At 52.7% G+C, this 21555-nt stretch carries 20 protein-coding genes and 1 other RNA gene; 13 read left to right on the top strand and 8 right to left on the bottom strand.

The window, feature by feature from the left end; all coding sequences use genetic code 11:
• Positions 1 to 84 precede the first annotated feature (84 nt).
• The 4 genes from A6301_RS20080 to A6301_RS20065 all read left to right on the top strand — a co-directional run bounded on the left by A6301_RS20080 (position 85) and on the right by A6301_RS20065 (position 5132).
• A complete protein-coding gene (locus A6301_RS20080; RefSeq protein WP_005971115.1) occupies positions 85 to 909 on the top strand; it encodes an AraC family transcriptional regulator in 825 nt (274 codons plus the stop codon).
• Between the two features lie 198 nt (positions 910 to 1107).
• Positions 1108 to 2478: an aspartate aminotransferase family protein gene (locus A6301_RS20075; RefSeq protein ID WP_234258575.1), complete on the top strand. Its 1371-nt coding sequence runs from the start codon at positions 1108 to 1110 to the stop codon at positions 2476 to 2478.
• Positions 2479 to 2488: 10 nt separating this feature from the next.
• A complete protein-coding gene (locus tag A6301_RS20070) occupies positions 2489 to 3643 on the top strand; it encodes an iron-containing alcohol dehydrogenase (protein WP_234258574.1) in 1155 nt (384 codons plus the stop codon).
• Positions 3644 to 3728: 85 nt separating this feature from the next.
• Complete coding sequence (locus A6301_RS20065) at positions 3729 to 5132, top strand: APC family permease (protein WP_234258573.1); 1404 nt, start codon at positions 3729 to 3731, stop codon at positions 5130 to 5132.
• Between the two features lie 138 nt (positions 5133 to 5270).
• Here A6301_RS20065 and ubiI read toward each other — a convergent pair whose 3' ends face one another.
• From ubiI to A6301_RS20045, 4 genes are all read right to left on the bottom strand, one after another.
• A complete protein-coding gene (gene ubiI, locus A6301_RS20060) occupies positions 5271 to 6482 on the bottom strand; it encodes an FAD-dependent 2-octaprenylphenol hydroxylase (protein WP_234258572.1) in 1212 nt (403 codons plus the stop codon).
• A 28-nt stretch (positions 6483 to 6510) separates the two neighbouring features.
• Positions 6511 to 7689: a 2-octaprenyl-6-methoxyphenyl hydroxylase gene (gene ubiH, locus A6301_RS20055; protein WP_234258571.1), complete on the bottom strand. Its 1179-nt coding sequence runs from the start codon at positions 7687 to 7689 to the stop codon at positions 6511 to 6513.
• A 25-nt stretch (positions 7690 to 7714) separates the two neighbouring features.
• Complete coding sequence (gene pepP, locus A6301_RS20050; RefSeq protein WP_234258570.1) at positions 7715 to 9040, bottom strand: Xaa-Pro aminopeptidase; 1326 nt, start codon at positions 9038 to 9040, stop codon at positions 7715 to 7717.
• A gap of 61 nt (positions 9041 to 9101) precedes the next feature.
• Positions 9102 to 9689, bottom strand: coding sequence for a YecA family protein (locus A6301_RS20045; RefSeq protein WP_107170826.1), 588 nt, complete (start codon positions 9687 to 9689; stop codon positions 9102 to 9104).
• 192 nt (positions 9690 to 9881) lie between these two features.
• On the opposite strand from A6301_RS20045, the gene zapA reads away from it, so the two are divergent.
• The 3 genes from zapA to A6301_RS20030 all read left to right on the top strand — a co-directional run bounded on the left by zapA (position 9882) and on the right by A6301_RS20030 (position 11151).
• Positions 9882 to 10211, top strand: a complete 330-nt coding sequence (zapA, locus tag A6301_RS20040) for a cell division protein ZapA (RefSeq protein WP_005971092.1) — start codon at positions 9882 to 9884, stop codon at positions 10209 to 10211.
• Positions 10212 to 10285: 74 nt separating this feature from the next.
• Positions 10286 to 10470, top strand: a non-coding RNA gene (gene ssrS / locus A6301_RS20035) — 6S RNA.
• Between the two features lie 39 nt (positions 10471 to 10509).
• Positions 10510 to 11151 carry a 5-formyltetrahydrofolate cyclo-ligase gene (locus A6301_RS20030; RefSeq protein WP_234258569.1) on the top strand — a complete coding sequence of 214 codons (642 nt, stop codon included), beginning with the start codon at positions 10510 to 10512 and terminating at the stop codon, positions 11149 to 11151.
• Here the strand turns inward: A6301_RS20030 and nadR are convergent.
• From nadR to serB, 3 genes are all read right to left on the bottom strand, one after another.
• Entirely contained in the window at positions 11148 to 12401 is a 1254-nt protein-coding gene (nadR, locus tag A6301_RS20025; RefSeq protein WP_107170828.1) for a multifunctional transcriptional regulator/nicotinamide-nucleotide adenylyltransferase/ribosylnicotinamide kinase NadR, read from the bottom strand. The two genes, A6301_RS20030 and nadR, sit on opposite strands and share 4 nt — an antisense overlap.
• A 64-nt stretch (positions 12402 to 12465) precedes the next feature.
• Entirely contained in the window at positions 12466 to 13848 is a 1383-nt protein-coding gene (gene radA / locus A6301_RS20020; protein ID WP_005971086.1) for a DNA repair protein RadA, read from the bottom strand.
• Positions 13849 to 13865: 17 nt separating this feature from the next.
• Entirely contained in the window at positions 13866 to 14843 is a 978-nt protein-coding gene (gene serB, locus A6301_RS20015; RefSeq protein ID WP_234258568.1) for a phosphoserine phosphatase, read from the bottom strand.
• Positions 14844 to 14999: 156 nt separating this feature from the next.
• On the opposite strand from serB, the gene A6301_RS20010 reads away from it, so the two are divergent.
• Positions 15000 to 15698 carry a YtjB family periplasmic protein gene (locus A6301_RS20010; protein ID WP_215484108.1) on the top strand — a complete coding sequence of 233 codons (699 nt, stop codon included), beginning with the start codon at positions 15000 to 15002 and terminating at the stop codon, positions 15696 to 15698.
• Positions 15699 to 15749: 51 nt separating this feature from the next.
• On the opposite strand, the gene A6301_RS20005 is transcribed toward A6301_RS20010, so the two are convergent.
• Entirely contained in the window at positions 15750 to 16679 is a 930-nt protein-coding gene (locus A6301_RS20005; protein ID WP_215484109.1) for a hypothetical protein, read from the bottom strand.
• A 291-nt stretch (positions 16680 to 16970) separates the two neighbouring features.
• Here A6301_RS20005 and prfC point away from each other — a divergent pair, with 291 nt between their 5' ends.
• From prfC to A6301_RS19980, 5 genes are all read left to right on the top strand, one after another.
• Positions 16971 to 18560: a peptide chain release factor 3 gene (gene prfC / locus A6301_RS20000; protein ID WP_205540908.1), complete on the top strand. Its 1590-nt coding sequence runs from the start codon at positions 16971 to 16973 to the stop codon at positions 18558 to 18560.
• Positions 18561 to 19080: 520 nt separating this feature from the next.
• The gene (gene osmY / locus A6301_RS19995; protein WP_205540910.1) at positions 19081 to 19689 is read left to right on the top strand and encodes a molecular chaperone OsmY; all 609 of its coding nucleotides are present in this window, start codon (positions 19081 to 19083) and stop codon (positions 19687 to 19689) included.
• Positions 19690 to 19837: 148 nt separating this feature from the next.
• A complete protein-coding gene (locus A6301_RS19990; protein WP_012773166.1) occupies positions 19838 to 19999 on the top strand; it encodes a DUF1328 domain-containing protein in 162 nt (53 codons plus the stop codon).
• 162 nt (positions 20000 to 20161) lie between these two features.
• Positions 20162 to 20350 carry a stress-response protein gene (locus tag A6301_RS19985; protein WP_215484121.1) on the top strand — a complete coding sequence of 63 codons (189 nt, stop codon included), beginning with the start codon at positions 20162 to 20164 and terminating at the stop codon, positions 20348 to 20350.
• Positions 20351 to 20463: 113 nt separating this feature from the next.
• The gene (locus A6301_RS19980) at positions 20464 to 21261 is read left to right on the top strand and encodes a TatD family hydrolase (RefSeq protein ID WP_215484110.1); all 798 of its coding nucleotides are present in this window, start codon (positions 20464 to 20466) and stop codon (positions 21259 to 21261) included.
• Positions 21262 to 21555 lie beyond the last annotated feature (294 nt).

Raw genomic sequence — 21555 nt, 5'->3', positions numbered from 1 at the left:
CAAGCGCGCAATGGCGCTGACGAAAAACGAGTTGGCGTAAAAATTGCCTGATCCCCTGCGTCATCGTTGCGGGGGAGAAGGCCAATGCATCCTGATTCTGCGTCGTTTCGCGTGCGGCCGTTGCAGCCGTGGTTTGTCATCAACGCGGCGGAAGATTACCTGAAGAAAAATGTCAGCCAGTCGCCTATTGCCCATTTTTACAGTTTCACGGTCGATCGTGCCGAATCGATGACGTTGGCTGTGCCGGATGGCAGCGTCGATCTGTTGCTGCACTGCTGTCCTGATGCTCCAAGTGGGCGCGTTTGCGGCAGTACCGCATCGGCACAGATTACCCGACTGATGCCGGGAGAGCGCTATTTTGGCGTGCGCTTTATGCCGGGGATCATGCCCGCTTTTCTCGACCTGTCGCCGGGGGAACTGGCAGGGCAGGAGATCCCTTTTGATGAGGTTGCACCTGACACGCCACGTTTGCTGAGACGGCTGGTAAACAGCCATGACTTTAACGAACAGGTCAGCTTGTTTCTGCACTATTTTTCCTACTGGACGAATCGTTCGGCACCGCCGCTATTGCTGCAAATCATCGATCTGATTATGGCCCATGACGGCAAAATCAGAGTCGATGAACTGGAGCGGAAAACGCTCTATTCCGCCCGCTACATTCACCGTTTATTTCATGATAACTGCGGTATGTCGCCCAAAACGTTCTGCCGCACGATTCGTTTCCAGCGGGCGCTTGCGTTGCTCAATCAGGGCAATATCGACAACTTAACCACGCTGGCACAGCGTCTTGAATACGCCGATCAATCGCATTTTTTCCGTGAATTCAAAGCGTTTACCTCCTGTTCGCCGCAGCACTATCTGGCACGGCTACAGGCTGTGCGCTACCAGTACCGTATCCGCCAGTGCTGAATCCGCCATGATGACGCCAGTGCGAAGGCACCTCTCGTCCTATGCCGCTTTTTTTGGGGCAATCTGCACCAAAAAGAGGCTATTACTGCACCGTGGCGTGTGCCGATTTATTCTATTTTCCCCGCTTTACCCCTTGCTATAAACGTTTCACACCGTGCGCTATCGCACATTTCTCTTGTGAACGTTGTGAGGTTTTTTATGGCACAGGCAAAAGACATCGTACCGGGTTTTTACACCATTGATGACGCGATCGCACTGGATGGCGAGACCACCCGCGCGCTGCAATTAACCCACCTGAACCGCATGCGCTCTCTGGATGGCCATGCCAAATACTTTGTTCGAGCGGAAGGTAGCACCTTCATTGATGACAAAGGTGAAAAGCATCTGGACATGATTGGTGCGGTCGGAGTGGTGACGGTCGGCAACAACAATGAATTCGTGTGGTCCTGTTTGCAGAAGTGTTTCGATAACCGTCTCTTCATGATGGGCGCGATTTCGTATCACAACGTGGCGGCAGCGCTGGCGCACAACATGGCGCTGCTCTCGCCACAGGGAAAACTGACCAAAATGGGTACGGCGACCGGAGGAGCAGAAGCGATTGAGGGAATGATCAAACTGGTCAAGCTCGGCACTCGACATAAAGCACACAAGACTCACCTGCTGGCGACGCTGGGCGCGTTTCACGGTAAGACGTCTGGTGCGGTGTCGCTCGGTGGCAAGGATAAGTGGCGGGCGGGGCAGCAGCCGACATTAGGCAATATCGATCATGTTGCCTACGGCTCGGTCACGGAGCTGGAAAATGCGTTGGCGACAGGAAAATACAAGGCGTTCGTGGTGGAACCGATCCAAGGCGAAGGCGGGATTATCGTGCCGCCAGCGGGTTACCTGAAAGCCGCACGCGAGCTGTGCGATCGCTATGACACCCTGCTGGTGCTGGATGAGATTCAGTGTGGTGCCGCGCGTACGGGCAAATTCTGGTGCTGCGAACACGATGATGTGGTACCGGACTGTATCGTGTTCGCCAAAGGTTTGTCCGGAGGGCTGGTGCCGTTTGGCGGCTATCTCTGTACGGAAACCTTGTATGAAGCCGCTTATGGCACCATCGAAACCTGCTACCACCACACTGCTACCTATCAGGAAAATACCCTGAGTGCGGCGGCCGCACTGGGTGCCTTACAGTTCATTATCGAACACGATCTTTGCGGCATGGCGGAGCGTAAAGGCGCATTAATGATGCAGCGGCTGCATGAAATTCAGGCTCGCCACCCGCAGGTGATCAAAGAAGTGCGCGGCAAAGGGCTGATGATTGGCATTGAGTTTGGCCGTTTGCCGGAGGCACTGCAAGCCAGTATGGGCGAATTCTATTCTATGGCGATAGCGGGCCTGCTGGTAGAGAAATGGCGTATTCAGGTGAATTTCACCATCAATAATCTGGCGGTGTTTCGTTTCCTACCGGCGCTGACGATTAGCGAAGAAGAACTCGACTATGCGTTGAACGCGTTTGAAGCTGCGCTAATCAGCGTGGTTGAACAGGCTGAGCAGGCCAGTAACTCTGTCATGACGGCGTGAGGTGGCTACGATGACATTTACATATTCACAGCCGGTGAAACTGTGTATCGGCAGAGGTGAGGTTGACCGAGTAGGCGAAGAAGTGGCGCTGTTGGGGAAGCGCGTGCTGCTGGTGACGGGGAAAACCAGCTGTCGCCAAACCGGGTTACTGACGCGTCTGACCGACCTATTAACGCAGAGCGGTGTGCGTTGGGTGCTATTCGATAGCATTGAAGCCAACCCGCTTACCACGACGGTGGATGACGGTGCAACGCTGGCGCGTGAACAGCAGTGTGATGTGGTGCTTGGCGTGGGAGGTGGCAGCGTGATGGACGCCGCCAAGGGCATCGCCTTTATGGCATGCCATTCGGGGAAACTGCTGGATTATCTGTCTCAACCACCGACGCCAGCCACGACGCTGCCGCTGGTGTTAGTGACCACGACGGCGGGAACGGGGAGCGAGGGCAACTGTGTCGCCGTTTTCACCAATCCTGAAACCCACGATAAACCGGCATTTTTCTCACCAGCGCTGTACGCACGGACAGCCATTGTCGATCCGACGCTGATGGTTACGCAGTCACCACGTATGGTGGCGGCAACGGGGTTTGACGCACTCAGCCATAACATCGAGGCGCGGGTGGGTAAATTCTGCAATCCGATGACGGAAATCATGACTGAACGCGCCATTCGGCTGCTGACCACATTTTTGCCACGCGTTTGCCGGGATGTGACCGATCTGGATGCCTGGGATCGCGTGTGCTGGGCGAATACGCTCGGTGGCATGGCCATTGGGAAGTCTGCCTGTGGTCTGCCGCATGCGATGGAGCACCCGCTGAGCGGGCTGTACAACATCACGCATGGCGAAGGGCTTGCGGCGCTGTATCCCGAACTGATGCGTTTTTCCTGTGCTGAAAATGTCGCGGGTTTCGCCGCTGTTACCTGTGCGATGAGCGATAGCGTAACGCATCTTAATGACACGGAACGGGCTAGACACAGCGTCTATCTGGTGCAGCGTTTTCTGGAAAACCTTGGATTGACGTTTACGCTGCGCGATCTGGGCGTGCGTGAGCAGGATATTCCCTGGCTGGCGGACAACTGTGTGCAGACGATGGGCGTGAGTCTGGAACAGAACCCGCGCTGGGCCTCACGTCAGGACATTGAAGCGCTGTATCGCACCTGCCTGTAAGGTGGCGCGGCAGCAAGGGATTTACCATCGGCCCGATTGCGCGACATCACGCTATTGGGGTCGTTTTGTGTATCCGGGGGCAAAGATGAATACTCATCAATTGAAAAAGAACAGTCTGGGACTGTGGTCGTTGGTCTTCTTTGTTGTCGCTGCCGCCTCACCGCTAACTGGCGTGGTTGGCGGTTTGCCTGTTGCGATCTCCGCTGGCAACGGGGCTGGTATTCCTGCGGTGTACCTGATGGCGGGCGGCATACTGTTGATTTTCTCTTTTGGTTATATCGCCATGAGCCGCTATGTGACCAATGCTGGCGCATTTTACAGCTATATCACTTTAGGTATGGGGCGTCGTGCGGGGTTTAGTGCCTTATCCGTCGCGCTGCTGGCCTATTTTGCCATTCAGATCGCGGTGGTCGCGATGTTTGGTTTTTTCAGCAGCATGTATCTACAGGAACACCTTGGTATTGATCTGCCGTGGTGGCTCTATAGCGTAGTGATGCTGTTGCTGATGTGCCTGTTAGGTATTGAAAGCGTGGAAGTTGGTGGGCGTGTGCTTGGCGTACTGATGTTGATGGAAGTGGGCATCATGCTGGTGGTGGATAGTGCGGTATTGCTGTCCCACGATACGCCACCGCTCACGCTAGAGGCGTTTTCACCCAGTGTGATTAATCAGGGCAGCATGGGTATTGCGTTGATTTTTAGTATCGCTGCGTTTATCGGGTTTGAATCCACGGCGATCTACGGTGAAGAGTGCCGCAATCCTGAGAAAACCATTCCCCGTGCGACGCTGGCTGCTGTGATATTGATTATGCTGTTCTTTGCCTTCACCAGTTGGATGATGGTGCAAGCTTACGGAGTGGATCAGGTTCGGCAGCAGGCGATTAACGATCCCGGACGCTTTATTTTTAACGTATCGAACGTGCTGGTTGGGAAATGGTCTGAGCAGATGATATCGCTGTTATTGATCACCAGCCTGTTTGCTGCGGCTCAGGCGTTTCATAATAATATCTCACGCTATCTATTTAGTATTGGGCGAGATGGCGTGCTGTCCCCCAGATTGGCTCTGGTGAGTAAAAATAAAGGTACGCCTTACGTGGCGAGCATTGTGCAGACGATCGTTGTGTTGGGCGTATTGTGTATGATGGTGGTGGCGGATCTCGATCCGATGATGCAGATCTTCGCGTTAGGATCGGCGATCGCGACGATGGCGATCCTGCTGCTTCAGGTCGGTGTGTCGCTGGCCGTTATTCGCTTCTTCCAACGCGAAACGCAGCATCCGGTTTCGGCATGGAGTCGTCTGTGGGCACCGATTATCTCAACGGTAGCGATGCTTTCGGCGCTGATTATGGTCGTCAGAAACGTTGATGTCCTGAGTGGCTCATCATCCCAGATCGTTTCGCTGTTGCCCTGGGGCGTGTTCGGTATCGCTTTATTAGGCTATCTGTCTGCCAGCCGGATACGCATCCCATCGCCGCAGGAAAATATGCCGTAGCAGTGTCACGCTAAACGAACCGGACTTATGAGGGTGAGATGAGTCCGGTTCGTTGGTGAGTCGCCTTTATTAAAAATGAATAAGGATTTAAAAATCAGTAAAATTTTAAAATTCAATCTATTATAGATTTTAGCTCTATTATTTCCCGGCACTGAGCCAGTCTGGCAGATCGTGTAATCCCATTGCCTGACGTACCAGCGTGGGTTTAATTCCGGGCAGTTTGTCCGCTAGCACCAGCCCGACGTCACGCAGCAACTTTTTCGCCGGATTGTCACCGTTAAACAATTCGCGGAACCCCTGCATGCTCGCGAGCATCACGGCGGCGCTGTGTTTGCGGCGGCGTTCATAGCGCCGCAGATAAAGATGCTGACCGATATCTTTGCCCTGAGCCTGTAAACGTTTAAGCTCTGCAATCAGTTCTGCGACATCCATCAAGCCCAGATTGACGCCTTGCCCTGCCAGCGGGTGAATGGTGTGTGCCGCGTCGCCGACCAGCACTAACCGGTGTGCCGCGAAGCTGCGAGCGTAGCGCCCCATCAGTGGGAAAGTCTGGCGCTCGCTTTCCAGTTCACACAATCCCAATCGCATATCAAACGCCATGGCGACTTGACGGTTGAATTCCTCCACTGGCAAACTCTGCATCACCTGCGCCTGCTCTGGTGAAAGCGACCAGACAATCGAACAAAGGTGCGGATCGTCCAGCGGCAGGAATGCCAGAATGCCGTCACCGTAGAACGCCTGACGCGCGACGGATTGATGAGGCTGTTCGGTGCGAATGTTGGCGACCAGCGCATGGTGGCCGTAATCCCAAAAAGTCAGCGGAATATCCGCATGTTGACGCAGCCATGAATGGGCGCCGTCCGCGCCGACCACCAGCCGGGCGGTCAGCATGCTGTCGTCCTGCAGCGTAATAAAGGCTTCGTTCTCCCCCCAGGCGACCTGTTTTAATGACGCCGGGGAGAGCAGGGTGATGTCGCTTAACTGTGAAGCGCGTTGCCACAATGCCTGCTGAATCACGGGATTTTCAATGATATGCCCAAGGTGGGAAAAGCCGAATTCTTCACCGCTGAAGCTGATTTTACCGAAGCTGTCTTTATCCCAGACCTGCATATCGTTGTAAGGGCTGACGCGCTGTGCCACAAGATTTTCCCACACGCCGATATGGCGTAGAAGGCACTCGCTGGCGGCATTGATAGCGGAGACGCGCAGGGCATGGTCTTTCCCAAGCGGCTGAGGTTCTGCCGTCTGCTTTTCCAGTACAGCGATGCGCAGGCCGCTCCCCTGTAAACCACAGGCGAGTGCCAGACCGACCATACCGCCACCGGCAATAACCACGTCGAATGATTGCATTTCCGTATTTTCCTGTTGGCGAGCTTAATTAACGTTTTACCCAACCCAGCGTGCGACGGGCAAAGGCATCGCGCATCAGCGGCAGGTTATTCATGGCGATCAGACCCAAATTACGACTGACGGTCAGCGCGGTATAGCGGTTAGCGAACAGTCTGACCAGACCATCGGTAATCGCCACGGTGGCGTGTTGGTCGGGTTCACGCCGTTGTTGATAGCGGCTGAGCACCGTGTACTGGCCGATATCCTGCTGATTCTTCGCCGCATCGACAATAGTCTCCGCCAGCGACATCACATCGCGAATCCCCAGATTAAAGCCTTGTCCGGCAATGGGGTGCAGCGTTTGTGCTGCATTACCTACCAGCGCCAGCCGATGACTGATGTGCTGGTTAGCCGTTAGCAAGCGCAGCGGGTAGCTATGGCGTCCGCCGATGTGGGTAAACTGCCCCAAACGCCAGCCAAAAGCCTGCTGTAACTGTTGGCGAAATTCGGTTTCGCTCCACCCATCGATCTCAGTTTGACGATGTTTATCATGACACCAGACGAGCGAACAGCGACCATTATTCATCGGTAAGAGCGCCAGCGGGCCATGCGGGGTAAACCGCTCAAATGCACGCCCGCGATGGGGTTCGGTGGTGGTCACGTTGGCAATAACCGCGACCTGATTATACTCATGCTGTTGCCAGCGAATCCCGCAGGATTGTGACAACATGGAGTGCGTTCCATCGGCAGCCACCAGTAGCTGGCCCGTTAGCTCCGTGCCATTGTCCAGCGTTAGCGTCGCATTCCCTTGCGTCCGCGTGACGGCAACGACTTTGGCTGGACAGTGCAGGCGTACGCCGGGGGCTTGTTGCAGCAGAGAAAACAGGCGTTGGCCGACGTCGTGCAGTTCAACCACATGGCCTAATGCTTGAACGTGGTAGTCCGACGCGTGCAGATCCACTGCGCTGGCATGTCCGCGTTCGCTGACATGAATGTCGGTAATCGCGGTCGCATGACCCGACAATGCTTGCCAGATACCCAGCGTCGCCAACTGCTGGCGTGTGCCATCGGACAGCGCAATCGCGCGTGCGTCAAAGCCAGGATGTGCCCTATCGAGCGGAGAATAGGCTTCAACCAGCTCGACCGGGATCGTACCTTGCGAGAGCCGCGATAGTGCCAGCGCTAGCGTTGCGCCTGCCATTCCGCCACCGACAATCATGACCGCCATGTTTTAGTCCTGTTGAAAAAGCGATTTATGCGTGTTTGCCATGCTGCTGTGCCATCAGCGCCTCGATGGCATCGGCGTCTTTGACCACGCTAGCCGTCAGGTTTTCATTACCGTTTTCGGTGATGACGATGTTGTCTTCGATACGCACGCCGATTCCCCGGTACTGCTGTGGCACTTTGGCATCGGGCGCGATGTAAATACCTGGCTCGATGGTCAGTACCATTCCGGGTTCAAGCGGACGGCCTCGGTCTGTCGTGCCGTAGTTGCCGACGTCGTGCACGTCCAGACCCAGCCAATGGCTGAGGCCGTGCATAAAGAATTGGCGATGTGCCTGTTCGGCAATCAGCGCTTCAACCTCACCCTTCATCACGCCGAGTTTGATGAGCCCGTTAACCATGATGCGCACCACTTCTTCGTTTACATCGCGGATGCTGCGACCCGGCTCGAACAGCTCCAGCGCGCGCAGCTGTGAGCGCAGTACGATGTCGTAAATAGCCCGCTGCGGCGCGGTAAATTTACCGTTGACGGGGAAGGTACGGGTAATATCGCCAGCATAGCTTTTGTATTCACAGCCTGCGTCAATCAGCACCAGATCGCCGTCGCGCATTTGCATTTCGTTCTCGGTGTAATGCAGGATACAGGCGTTGTCACCGCTGCCAACAATGGTGTTATAAGACGGGTAGCGCGCGCCGTGACGGGTAAATTCGTGGTGAATCTCGCCTTCAAGCTGATATTCATACATGCCGGGACGGCATTTTTGCATAGCGCGCGTGTGAGCCAGCGCGGTAATTTCGCAAGCGCGGCGCATGACGCTGATTTCTTCAGGTGATTTGAACAGACGCATCTCATGCACCCACGGACGCCAGTCGGTGAGCGTAGCGGGGGCGGCAAATCCCTGACGGGGGCCGTTGCGCAGGGTCTCCAGTGCGGTGAAGACCAGTTTGTCGGCGTAATCGTACTGCCCCTGCGCGTGGTACACCACGTCCAATCCATTCAATAACAGATGCAGCTGTGCGTTGATTTCGCCAAACGGTAGTGCACGGTCAACGCCGAGTTTGGCGGGGGCGGCTTCCTGACCAAGACGACGGCCAAACCAGATTTCTGCGGTCAGGTCGCGCACGCGATTGAAGATAACGCTGTGATGGTGTTTGGCGTCGCTTTTTACCAGCAGTAGAGCGGCTTCTGGTTCGTTGAACCCCGTGAAATACCAGAAATCGCTGTTTTGACGATAAGGATAGTCACTGTCGGCATTGCGCTGCGCTTCCGGCGCGGCAAAAATAATCGCCGCGCTGCCCGGTGCCATTTTTTCTAACAGACCCTGACGACGACGAAGAAATTCTTGTGGATTCATCACCTGCTCCTGAAAGTAGTCCGTGCGGTTGCTGTTCCCTTCCGCCCTGCGTAATACGGTATTAGTGCAACGTTGGTTTTTGCTGTTCTGGCGCCGTCACAACGTTCTGGTTGGTAAATTCGGTATGGCACAAAATGGCAGAAACGCGAACATACTCAATCACTTCTTCCAGTGATTGTTCCAATTCTTCCTGATCTTCATCTTCGTCGTAGCCAAGCTGTGCAATGTTGCGCAAATCGTCGATGGCTTCTTTCAACTCGCCCTTAACCTTGTTCAACTTCGGTTGAGCGACGCCCAAACCAAGCAGGAAGTGGTTGACCCAACCTGCCAGCGCATCGGCGCGATCGAAAACGCTTACCTCGTCCTGCGAATCATCTGGCAGGAAAAGCTGAAACAGGAAACCATCATCTTCCAGCGCTTCACGCGTAGCCTGATACAGATCCTGAAGCGGTTGCGACAGCGTTTGAGTAAACGCCATACCTTCATTAGTCAGTTCAAAAACCAGCGTTCTCCAACTGTCGTCATGGTTTCCACCACACAGCATTCCGCTGATCAAGCCGTGCATTTCTGCTGCGGTCAGCGCGACTTGCTGTTGGTGAAGCAGTTGGTCAAGGCCTTCATAGGCAGGAAACGTATTCTCTATGGACATGCGGATTCGTCATCGTTGGCTGGATTGGTTCGTGCTATGCTACCACCAAGCTCCCTTTGGATTCCAGAAAGGGCTTGTATCTTAGATCTCGGCTATATATAGTGGCGCCCGCTTTAACGAACCCGATGTAACGGGTAATGCTCATGCTATGCGACACGCGGGCGCAAGAACGACAAAAGGCAGGAAGGTGGTATGTCTGCACAACCAGTAGATATTCAAATTTTTGGCCGTTCGTTAAGAGTGAATTGTCCGCCAGAACAACAGGAAGCGTTGAATCAGGCAGCGGAAGATCTTAACCAGCGGTTGCAAGATCTTAAAGTTCGCACTAGAGTCACCAACACCGAGCAACTGGTGTTTATTGCCGCGCTGAATGTGTGTCATGAACTGGCGCAGGAACGGGGCAAAACGCGTGATTATGCGTCGAATATGGAACAGCGTATTCGTATGTTGCAGCAGACTATTGAGCAGGCATTGCTGGAACAGGGCAAGATCACGGAGCGTCAGGGTACACAATTTGAATAACGTCGTATTTTGACAAAAGTACGGTGTTTTTACGCGATAAGACGTGCTAAGGTTTATCGCGAGTAACGAATAAAATTTCTCTGAGATGTTTGTCAGCGGGTCAGTCCCCTGAGCCGATATTTCATACCAAACAGAATGTAATGCTCTGCGGTTGGTGAGCACGCTCGGTTCGTCCGAGAAGCCTTAAGACTGCGACGTTATGTTCACCTTGAACCAAGGGTTCAAGGGTTACAGCCTGCGGCGGCATCTCGGAGATTCCCTTTCTTTTATCACTCTTGACCCGTGGCGAATACAGCCCATGTCATCTTCTGATTCGTCAATTCTTCCCGATACCTCATTTTCTTCTACAGCAGCACCACGCCAGCAGATTCGTCAGGCTGTACGCCAGCGTCGACGTTTATTGACACCGGAACAGCAGGCGCGCTTTGCGCAACAGGTGTGCGAATGCGTCGTGGTGCACCCGAAAGTCATACAAGCAGATAGCGTCGCGGTCTTTCTGTCATTTGACGGCGAACTGGATACGATTCCGCTGATTCAACAGCTATGGCAGCAGGGGAAGCGCGTGTATTTGCCGGTTCTTCATCCGTTTCGTGCCGGACATCTGCTGTTCCTGCGCTATGCGCCAGATACTGAATTGGTGCGCAATCGTCTGAAGATCATGGAACCGCGTCTGGACGTGCGGCAGGTGTTGCCATTACCCCAGTTGGATATTCTGCTGACGCCGCTGGTGGCGTTTGATCATCAGGGACAGCGCTTGGGTATGGGCGGCGGTTTTTACGACCGTACGTTGCAGTATCGTCGTCATACGGACAGCGGGCCTTATCCGATGGGGCTGGCTCATGATTGTCAGCAGGTTGATGAACTGCCAGTGGAAAGTTGGGACATTCCGCTGCCGGAAATTATTACCCCCTCCCGCCATTGGCAGTGGAACACGCGCTAGTTTTTTATCTGTTCAGGTGACCGATCGTGACCCAGCATTTGCTGTACCAGTTCTACACAGTGCAGGAAACGCGAATCGTAGTCCGATTCTTTGATGTAAACGTACGGGATATTGTTTTTAGCCAGCATCGTTTTCAGCAGATTCTGGAATTCCGAACGTGCGGTGGTACTGCCTAAACTGCGCAGCCCATCGGCTACCCACGGCGTGTTGTTTTCCAGCAAAATCACCAGATCGAAGCGGTATTCGTCGACCAGTGCCTGAACGAACGGGTGTTCACGCCCTTCATATTTTTTGCAGAATGCCTGCGTGGTGACAAAATCGGTGTCGATAAAGGCCACTTTATTGGCATATTTGACCGCAAAATCAATGTACTGTGCCTGACCCAGCGCGATCTTGTCGTAGTCGGAATATTGCAACGCCATCTCGTCGCCACCCAGATGGGAGAACACGTAATCGCGGCCATATTCCCAGGCGCTGGTGGTGTTGAAGATATTAGCCAGTTTGTTCACCAGCGTGGATTTACCGCTGGATTCCCCGCCAAGAATGGCAACGGTACGCACAAAGAACGGCTTCACTTCGGTCGGGATATAGTCCCAGTAGCGGAAAGGATCGTGGCGAATTTGCGAACCGCTGATGTTCATGAACGATCGCTGTGGGTCTATCAAGACAGCCTCAATCCCCAGATGCTCGCGATATTGCGCGGCATCCTGTTCTTCGCTGGTGTAGACGAAATTGGGCGTGATGCTTTTTTCCTGCATGAACGCCTGAACCCCTTTACTCCACACATCCCAGCCGTGCGGATAGGGCTCCATTCCCTGCTCATTAAAAGCGTGAATATGAATGTTTTTCTGATATTTAAAGGTTTGCAACAGCCAACGCAGGCGGTCGCTGACGGTGGGCTGCTGTGACATCGAACTGTTCTCAAACAGCAGACGGTCGCGCGGCTCATCGTAGCCTAAAATCACATGCAGTTCATCGACCTGACTACAGGCGCGCTGAATCAGATAAATATGGCCGGTGTGTAGCGGATAGAACTTACCGAAGACAATACCAATATTCTTTTCGTAGCGGGGGAATTCCAGCTCGAGAAAACGATGCAGCGCTTCCAGCTTCTGTGCGCTAGGGCTTTTGATTTTGGCATTAAGTAATTGACTGAGATAGCCTTTGGTCATATCGGTTGCGTCGGCAACCTGCTGTAGGGTGCAACCCTTCTGGCGGATAGCGGATTTCAGGTAATCAAATGATGACATGGTGCAACACTCTTGTTTAGCTTACTAAACAACATACCACAGAATATCGCTTTCTGTGGCTTGTTTAGAGATCGTCGAGGATCGCCAGCGCATCGGCCAGCTTTTTCACGCCGAATACCTGCATGCTGGCAGGCGCTTTCTTTGGCATATTGGCATGAGGAACGATGGCACGTTTAAAACCGTGTTTGGCAGCTTCGGTAATTCGCTCTTGCCCGCTGGGAACCGGGCGAATTTCGCCCGCCAGACCGACTTCACCGAAGATGACCAGATCCTGCGGCAGCGGGCGGTCGCGGAAGCTGGAAACCAGCGATAGCAGCAGCGCCAGATCGGCGCTGGTTTCGGTGACTTTGACGCCGCCGACGACATTCACAAACACATCCTGATCCGACATCTGCAAACCGCCGTGGCGATGCAGTACTGCCAGCAGAATCGCCAGGCGGTTTTGCTCCAGCCCAACCGCGACGCGGCGCGGGTTCGCCATCATCGATTGATCTACCAGCGCCTGAATCTCAACCAGCAGCGGGCGCGTGCCTTCCCACACGACCATGACCGAACTACCGGACGTCACTTCATCCCCGCGGCTGAGGAAAATGGCCGATGGATTGCTGATCTCACGCAGCCCTTGTTCCGTCATGGCGAACACGCCCAACTCATTGACGGCACCGAAACGGTTTTTATGGCTACGTAGGGTACGGAAGCGTGAATCGGCATCGCCGTCCAGCAGCACGGAACAGTCGATGCAGTGTTCCAATACTTTCGGTCCGGCGAGCGAGCCATCTTTGGTGACGTGGCCGACCATCACGATGGCGACGCCGCGCGTTTTGGCGAAGCGCGTCAGGTAGGCTGCGGTTTCGCGCACCTGCGCTACGCTGCCGGGGGACGATTGAATATCGGCGAGATGCATGACCTGAATGGAGTCGATCACCATCAGCTTCGGCTGTTCCTGCTCGGCAATCAGGCAAATCTGTTCGATGCTGGTTTCTGACAGCATGTTGAGATTCTGGGTCGGCAAATTAAGACGGTGTGCCCGCATCGCGACCTGCTGCAAGGATTCTTCCCCGGTAACGTACAGGGTTTTCATATTTTCTGACAGTTTGCAGAGCGTTTGCAGTAGCAGCGTACTTTTACCTGCGCCGGGGTTGCCGCCAATCAGGATCGCGCTGCCAGGAACGACGCCGCCGCCCAGAACGCGGTCAAATTCCTGAAAGCCAGTGGAAAAGCGGGGTAACGCTTCAAGGCTGATTTCTGAGAGTTTTTGCACCCGGCTGACGCCAGCACTCTCACCGGCATAGCCGGTGAGGCGGTCGGAGCGTGATACGGATGCCGACGCCAGGCGCACTTCAGTAATGGTATTCCAAGCGTGGCAGGCGCTGCACTGCCCTTGCCAGCGCGGGTAATCAGCCCCGCATTCATTACATACAAACGCCCGTTTGACGGCTTTTGCCACGTATCACCTCCTGCTAATTAACGCTTTTCGTGTCTCATGCTGCCGCTGAGGATGCAGAGCACGCCAGTGAGATCGGCATGACGGATCGTTACCGCAGACTGCTCATTAACCTTGGGTTTGGCGTGATAGGCAATGCCTAAGCTGGCTGTTTTGATCATCGGAAGATCGTTCGCGCCGTCGCCGATGGCAACGGTTTGGTGCATGGGAATTTCCAGCTTTTCCGCCAACTGTTGCAGCGTAGTGGCTTTATATTTTGCATCGACAATCTGACCTATGACTTCACCCGTCAGTTTGCCGTCTTGCAGACCTAATTCGTTGGCAACGGCGGCAACCAGACCTAGCTCGTCACGCAGATAATCGGCAAAGTAGGTAAACCCGCCCGACGCAATCGCAACGTGCCAACCCGCTTCCTGAAGCTGGCTAACCATATGGGTTAGGCCTGGCATCAGCGGTAAGGTTTTGCGTACCGTCTGTAAAATAGTGGCGTCTGCACCTTTTAATGTCCCTACGCGCTGACGTAGGCTGGCGGCGAAATCTAGCTCGCCCCGCATCGCGCGTTCGGTGACTTCCGCCACCAGCTCGCCTGTGCCTGCCAGCTTGGCGATTTCATCAATGCATTCGATCTGAATTGCGGTGGAATCCATGTCCATCACCAGTAAACCCGGTGAGCGTAGCGTCGGTGCGTTACGCATGGCCGCAACATCGATACCCAGCTCGTGAGCCAGCTTGGTTGCGCGTGGCGTCAGCGTACCCGCCAAACGGACGACTTGATAATCACCCACGTTCCAGGCGCTCACGATAACCATCGCGCTGCCCAGCTTACGCTGGTAGCGGGAAATCAGGTTTTTATCGAGAACGTCGCTATAAATCAGCCAGCCTGTGTCGCCAGCGCGGTAGTCAAGCGGCATCACTTCGTCACCGCTCAGTGATAATGGCAGTCCCGGCCAACAGTTGATCTCATCTGGGAGATCACAATAGGTCAGACTATTCGACATGGGGTAAATCCTCTGCTGGCAGTAGTGCGATAAAGTCGTGCGATAAAAAGGGATGTGGCGTCGACCAAACATATCCCTTCAAAAACTGGGCAACAAGCTATCCTATCGCTGGCGCTTCTGGCAACATGAAAGTATCCAAATCGTGTAAGGATTATCATGGTTCGCGCCCGGGTGAAATTTCGTCTACATCGCACGGCAATTGTGCTGATTTGCCTCGCCCTGCTGGTGGTATTAATGCAAGGTGCGTCCTATTTCAGTTTAAGCCACCAGATGGCGCGTTCTGAGCAGGTCGAAGATCTGTCGCGCACGCTCTCCAGGCAGGTGGCTTACAGCCTGTCGCCGTTGATGGGCAGCGTGGATGATAATGGTCAAAAGATTACGACCATCCTCAAACAACTCACCGATCATAGCCGTATTCTGGATGCTGGCGTGTATCAGCAGGACGGTTCGCTGGTGGCGCATGTGGGTGAACAGGTACAGTTGCGAGACCGGCTGGCGCTGGACGGTAACCGTGTCGGTAGCTACTTTAACCATCAACTGGTGCAACCCATTGAAGGAAAAGAAGGGCCTATCGGTTTCCTGCGCATCACGCTGGATACGCACGTATTGGCGACCGAAGCCAGACAGGTGGATAACACGACCAATATTCTGCGTCTGATGATCTTACTTTCACTGGCTATCGGCATCATTCTGACTCGAACGCTGTTGCAAAATCGCCGCACTCGCTGGCAACAGTCACCTTATCTTCTTACTGCGAGTACGCCCGTGAAAGAAGAAGAGGATGAGGCAGAGAACGGCACGCAGACGGCTGGTAGCGTGCTAGTAAAAAAAGACGGAGAAGAGAAACGCCTCTGATGCGCTAACGGCACCCCGTAAAAATGGTCTGCTTCTACGGGGTCTACGCGGTTATTTCAATGCCAACTGAAACGCCATCCAGTGGCTATGGAATTGATTGAGTATCGAGGTGTACTCGCTTTTGGTATAGCGATCGAAATTTGAAGAGGCGATGTAGTCGCGAAAGCGACCAAACCCGGTAGAAACGTCTGTTGAGGCGGCTAGCGAGAAAATTTGTTGGCGCTGAAGTTGGGTGGTAGAGGTGCCTTCTGCGTTCTTTTGCAGTTGCAGAAATGTAGTATTCGCTTTATCGGCGTCTCCTGCGTCAACGCTGCGCTGGTATTCGTCTTGCAGGAGGTTTTTTTCCAGATTACTCAGCGCATCAGATTTGAATTGTATAATGCCCTGAATATCCCGATCTGCCTGATGCTGGTAATCGTTGTCGACATAGCGATTTTTCAATGTCTCTAGCTTACTGGCCGTAATCGCAATTTCCATACTATCGGTAGTGTAGCTCCATAGACTGACTTCAGGCGGGGAGGATAAGGCGGTTTTAACGAGGCCGAGAAACGCCTCCTTACTGATGCCGCTGTCCTCTTTGAGGTGGTTTGACCAAAGCCCGATGGTCATTTCGTGCGTGCCGATGTTATCAGGAGAGACATTGATATTGCCGAGAGGAAGACTGGCGGCATTGTTTTGTCGTTCAAGCTCACGAGCTCTCGCCGCGCTCATCGCTTCTAGCGCTTTTTCTTCTTCTTTGTGGCCCAAAATCGGCGCATCAGCAAACTCTTCCCTTATACGTGCGATGGCTTCCTCAGAGATCTCTACACTTTTAGGTAAGATGAAGGTTTTACCGGTAATGGGGTCAAAGACTTTTGCAGAGTCTGTTGGGGTACTTGTCGTTGTTGAAGGAGCGGCAGCAGACGGTGTGGTATTTGATGGTCGTGCGGTGCTTTGGGCCTGAGAATTGCTATAACCCGTATCATTTACAGACAAGCTCATACTCTCTCCTTAAGTGCGATCAAATGGTTAAATATTGACCCAAACATTATCGGCAAAGATAAATGATAACTTTATAAATGATTTATGGCGTAATTGTTGGTCGCGGTATCAGAACGGTGACTCAAGGCATGATTCATCCGCGCTGTTTATGCCATCACCGATTGTGTCTGCACGTTAAATCAGGGAAAATGCTTGGCTACAGTTTATTTCCGCTTTGCCTGACGATCTGACATCGGTGTGTTGTTGACTTGATGCTGGCGCCGGGTGGCTAACAAAAGAAACCTGAAAATCATGTCTCCAAGTGAATACGCCCGCGAAGTCTCTAAAAGAAGAACGTTCGCTATCATTTCTCACCCTGATGCCGGTAAAACGACGATTACCGAAAAGGTCCTGCTATTCGGACAGGCGATTCAGACTGCCGGTACGGTAAAAGGGCGTGGTTCCAACCAGCATGCGAAATCCGACTGGATGGAGATGGAAAAGCAGCGTGGTATCTCCATCACCACGTCCGTGATGCAGTTCCCCTATCGTGAATGTCTGGTTAACCTGCTGGATACCCCTGGGCACGAAGACTTCTCCGAAGATACCTACCGTACATTGACGGCGGTGGACTGCTGTCTGATGGTGATTGACGCTGCAAAAGGGGTCGAAGACCGTACGCGTAAACTGATGGAAGTCACTCGTCTGCGTGATACACCTATTCTGACGTTTATGAACAAACTCGACCGTGACATCCGCGATCCGATGGAAGTGCTGGATGAAGTCGAGAGTGAGCTTAAAATTGCCTGCGCGCCGATCACCTGGCCGATTGGCTGCGGTAAATTGTTCAAAGGCGTATACCACCTTTATAAAGACGAAACCTATCTGTATCAGACCGGTAAAGGCCATACGATTCAGGAAGTGCGCATCGTTAAAGGGCTGGACAACCCTGAGCTGGATACTGCCGTTGGTGAAGAACTGGCTGTTCAACTGCGTGAAGAGCTGGAGCTGGTTAAAGGGGCATCGCACGAATTTGAGCTGGATGCGTTTCTTGCCGGTGAGCTGACGCCAGTCTTCTTTGGTACCGCGCTGGGTAACTTTGGCGTTGACCATATGCTGGACGGATTAGTCGCCTGGGCACCTGCGCCGATGCCGCGTAAAACGGATACCCGCGAAGTGACGGCAGCGGAAGAGAAATTCACCGGTTTTGTGTTCAAGATTCAGGCCAATATGGACCCGAAACACCGTGACCGCGTAGCGTTTATGCGCGTTGTGTCCGGAAGATATGAAAAAAGCATGAAGCTGCGTCAGGTTCGTACGGGCAAAGACGTGGTGATTTCAGATGCGTTGACCTTTATGGCAGGCGACCGTTCCCACATTGAAGAAGCCTACCCCGGCGATATCATTGGGTTACACAACCACGGCACGATTCAGATTGGTGATACGTTTACACAGGGTGAAGACATGAAATTCACCGGTATCCCCAACTTTGCGCCGGAACTGTTCCGTCGTATCCGCCTGCGTGACCCGCTCAAGCAGAAGCAACTGCTGAAAGGGCTGGTACAGCTGTCCGAGGAAGGCGCGGTGCAGGTATTCCGTCCATTGACCAACAACGACCTTATTGTTGGTGCTGTTGGGGTACTGCAGTTTGATGTGGTGGTTGCCCGTCTGAAAACGGAATACAACGTTGAGGCGATTTACGAGTCCGTTAACGTTTCAACCGCGCGCTGGGTTGAGTGCAGTGATGTGAAGAAATTCGAAGAGTTTAAGCGTAAGAACGAACTGCATCTGGCACTGGATGGCGGCGATAATCTGGCCTATATCGCACCGACGATGGTGAACCTGAACCTGACGCGGGAACGTTATCCTGAAGTCACGTTCCACCAAACGCGTGAACATTAATCTTATAACGACATTAATTTCGCTGGATTGTGCCATGGTTTCACGAAAAATCCGTGATCATGGCGTTTAAATAGTAACCATTTTGTTAAACTAATTATCACCCGGTTATATTTGGTTTTAGACCAAAAATGCCGGGTGTTTTTATTTTTAAATGATTTAAAAATCAATGTGTTATTTTTTTATTTCTCTTTGCGTCCTTTCTCGCCTCGGTGCAACAGACAAATCTGAATTGCTGTGCATTTCTCCTTGCTCCCCTGTGATTTCTCATTCTGTAGGCTATAGTTAACAGCGTGTTAACTGATTTGGCTCGTTCAACTGTTAATGCAATTTAAGTTGGTTCATTATTTTTATTTGTTTCGCTTTTGCAATTCAATACTCTGATTTTTTATGTAGGAAGAGAGAATCATCGGAGTATTGGCAACGTCATTATCACCTTGATTTGCTGATGACCGTGCAGGCGTAAACGTGACCCGGGTCAGTTATTTCGGGTTTACAGAAAAGCATAAGAAGGAAGACATCGATGAAAAAGACCAAATTGACACAATCGCTGATCGTAGTTGCCCTGAGTTCGATTCTGGCTGGTGGTGCAATAGCTGAAGAAACGTTAGGGCAGAAGGTAGAGCGTATCGCGGATACAACTGGTGCAAAAATCGATAGCTCCGCTAATAAAGCGTCTGGCTACATGAGCGACAGTGCTGTTACGGCAAAAGTGAAGAGCGCGTTGTTGGAAGATAAATCGATTACCAGCAGCGACATTTCAGTCGAAACATCAAATGGCGTCGTTACGCTGAGTGGCTTTGTCGGCAGTCAGGCACTCAGCACCCGAGCAGTGGAAATTGCCACACAGGTTGAGGGCGTCCAATCTGTTAGCGACAAACTTCAGGTTAAAGATAATCAATCACAATCGGTTGGCGCTTACGCCGATGATGCCGTAGTAACGAGCACGATTAAGGCCAAACTGTTGGCGGATGATATTGTTCCGTCTCGTAAAGTGAAAGTCGAAACGCAAGAAGGCGTTGTGCTATTGAGTGGCACAGTGGATAACAAAGCGCAGTCCGACCGGGCAGAAAGTATTGCGAAGGCTGTTGACGGTGTGAAAAGCGTCAAAAACGACCTGACAGTTAAATAATAGCTATTTCACTCGGGGTTATCCGTTATCGCGGGTAACCCTACTTAATCCGCACAATAAAACACCACCTGTGGATACGCAATCAGGACGCACGACGCGCGTCAGGATGACCACCATGATTCTTCATTTTGTCTGGTAAGGAGAGCGTATGTTTCGTTGGGGCATTATATTCTTAGTTATCGCACTGATCGCGGCAGCACTGGGTTTCGGCGGGTTGGCCGGTACGGCAGCTGGCGCGGCGAAAATCGTCTTTGTGGTCGGTATTATTCTGTTTCTGCTTAGCTTGTTCACCGGTCGGAAACGACCGTAGCACAGCGCATTATTTGATCTAAATACATTATTTTATCTAAATAATTGTCATACAGAGCACACAGCCGCGCCACGCGGCTGTCACATTTTACCGGCACACTAATCCTTTACCGATACTACTCGTGTATTTGCTGCATTTCGACAGTTTATCAGGAGGTTTATGATGAATAACGATATTGTTGTTGGCAAATGGAAACAGTGGAAAGGGAGTTTTCTGGCGCTGTGGGCCGATTGGTTTGACAGCGACTGTGCCTGGCTGGAAGGAAGTAATGATTACTTGTCCGGCGTCTTACAAGAGGGTTACGGAAAAGCCCACGAAGAGGTATCCTCAGAGAAAACCACGTTACACTGAGGCTTCACCGCAACGACAAGTCCGATTCTGCCATGATGCTTTGGCAGGATATGACTTGTGTGTCGATTAGGTTGCCTCATCTGACGGGCTTAATCTTAGCGGAGAGAAGCGACGTGCCTTCTGAACGACATCGTTTTATCGATACCCACTGCCATTTCGATTTTCCCCTATTCTACGATGATGCACCGGAAAGTTTGCGTCTGGCGCAAGATGCTGGGGTTGAACGCATCATTATTCCTGCGGTGGCTTCTCAGCATTTTGAGCGCGTATTGACGCTTGCTCGCACCTATTCTTCGCTTTACGCCGCACTTGGCCTTCATCCACTTTATATTGCTGAACATCAGGAAAGCGATCTGCTTCGGCTGGAGGATGAACTAAGCCAATTGCCCGCAGCGCTGGTGGCGATCGGTGAGATTGGCTTGGATCTCTATATGCCGGAACCGCAGTTCGAGCGACAGCTTGCTTTCCTTGAGGCGCAGCTTAGATTGGCGAAAAAATACGATCTCCCAGTGATTCTGCATTCGCGGCGCAGCCATGACCGACTGGCACAATTACTCCGGCGTATTGATGTGCCGCGTACTGGTGTGATTCACGGGTTTGCGGGCAGCCTGGCGCAGGCAGAGGCCTTTATCCGGCTGGGTTACTACATCGGTGTAGGGGGAACCATTACCTATGATCGAGCGAATAAAACACGTCAGGCAATCGCGCAACTGCCGTTAGAACGGCTTTTGCTGGAAACGGATGCCCCCGATATGCCGATGAGCGGTTATCAGGGGCAGCCAAACCGACCCGAACGTATTTCGTGTGCGTTTCAAACGTTATGTGAGCTACGCGCTGAATCGCCTGAGGTGATAGCGGAGGCGCTCTGGCAGAATTCGCTTAGGCTGTTTGAGCGGCTCACTCCGGCGTAGCACGGCTACTGCTACGCCACGATATTCCCCAAAGCGGAACGACGCTCTGCTTCCGCTTTTCTGTTATTTCTGTGCGACAACAGGCAGAACAGTCATTTTGATTTCATATGCCAACCATTAAATTGTGATGAAGATCACTTTTTTGTGTTTTGGACTGTTCGATGTTGTATGTATTTGTGACATAAATTAGCGACCTTTACGGGCCTATCTCTATAATCGGCTCGCCAGCGCGTGCTGACCGTTCTGGCGACACGATTTTTATTATGCTCTCACTTTTTTCACGCGTTATAGGGA

It is taken from the genome of Pectobacterium sp. IFB5596, from assembly GCF_021432585.1.
GTDB lineage: Bacteria > Pseudomonadota > Gammaproteobacteria > Enterobacterales > Enterobacteriaceae > Pectobacterium > Pectobacterium punjabense.
Note: the sequence above shows the minus strand (reverse complement) of the source record. Positions and strands in the feature narration are given on the sequence as shown.

Coding starts and splice junctions, on each gene's coding strand:
- prfC (WP_205540908.1), top strand. CDS start 16,971: ATGTCTCCAAGTGAATACGCCCGCGAAGTCTCTAAAAGAAGAACGTTC.
- nadR (WP_107170828.1), bottom strand. CDS start 12,401: ATGTCATCATTTGATTACCTGAAATCCGCTATCCGCCAGAAGGGTTGC.
- A6301_RS20045 (WP_107170826.1), bottom strand. CDS start 9,689: ATGTCCATAGAGAATACGTTTCCTGCCTATGAAGGCCTTGACCAACTG.
- A6301_RS19990 (WP_012773166.1), top strand. CDS start 19,838: ATGTTTCGTTGGGGCATTATATTCTTAGTTATCGCACTGATCGCGGCA.
- serB (WP_234258568.1), bottom strand. CDS start 14,843: ATGTCGAATAGTCTGACCTATTGTGATCTCCCAGATGAGATCAACTGT.
- A6301_RS20030 (WP_234258569.1), top strand. CDS start 10,510: ATGTCATCTTCTGATTCGTCAATTCTTCCCGATACCTCATTTTCTTCT.
- A6301_RS19985 (WP_215484121.1), top strand. CDS start 20,162: ATGAATAACGATATTGTTGTTGGCAAATGGAAACAGTGGAAAGGGAGT.
- A6301_RS20075 (WP_234258575.1), top strand. CDS start 1,108: ATGGCACAGGCAAAAGACATCGTACCGGGTTTTTACACCATTGATGAC.
- pepP (WP_234258570.1), bottom strand. CDS start 9,040: ATGAATCCACAAGAATTTCTTCGTCGTCGTCAGGGTCTGTTAGAAAAA.
- A6301_RS20005 (WP_215484109.1), bottom strand. CDS start 16,679: ATGAGCTTGTCTGTAAATGATACGGGTTATAGCAATTCTCAGGCCCAA.
- ubiI (WP_234258572.1), bottom strand. CDS start 6,482: ATGCAATCATTCGACGTGGTTATTGCCGGTGGCGGTATGGTCGGTCTG.
- zapA (WP_005971092.1), top strand. CDS start 9,882: ATGTCTGCACAACCAGTAGATATTCAAATTTTTGGCCGTTCGTTAAGA.
- A6301_RS20065 (WP_234258573.1), top strand. CDS start 3,729: ATGAATACTCATCAATTGAAAAAGAACAGTCTGGGACTGTGGTCGTTG.
- A6301_RS20070 (WP_234258574.1), top strand. CDS start 2,489: ATGACATTTACATATTCACAGCCGGTGAAACTGTGTATCGGCAGAGGT.
- ubiH (WP_234258571.1), bottom strand. CDS start 7,689: ATGGCGGTCATGATTGTCGGTGGCGGAATGGCAGGCGCAACGCTAGCG.
- osmY (WP_205540910.1), top strand. CDS start 19,081: ATGAAAAAGACCAAATTGACACAATCGCTGATCGTAGTTGCCCTGAGT.
- A6301_RS20010 (WP_215484108.1), top strand. CDS start 15,000: ATGGTTCGCGCCCGGGTGAAATTTCGTCTACATCGCACGGCAATTGTG.
- A6301_RS20080 (WP_005971115.1), top strand. CDS start 85: ATGCATCCTGATTCTGCGTCGTTTCGCGTGCGGCCGTTGCAGCCGTGG.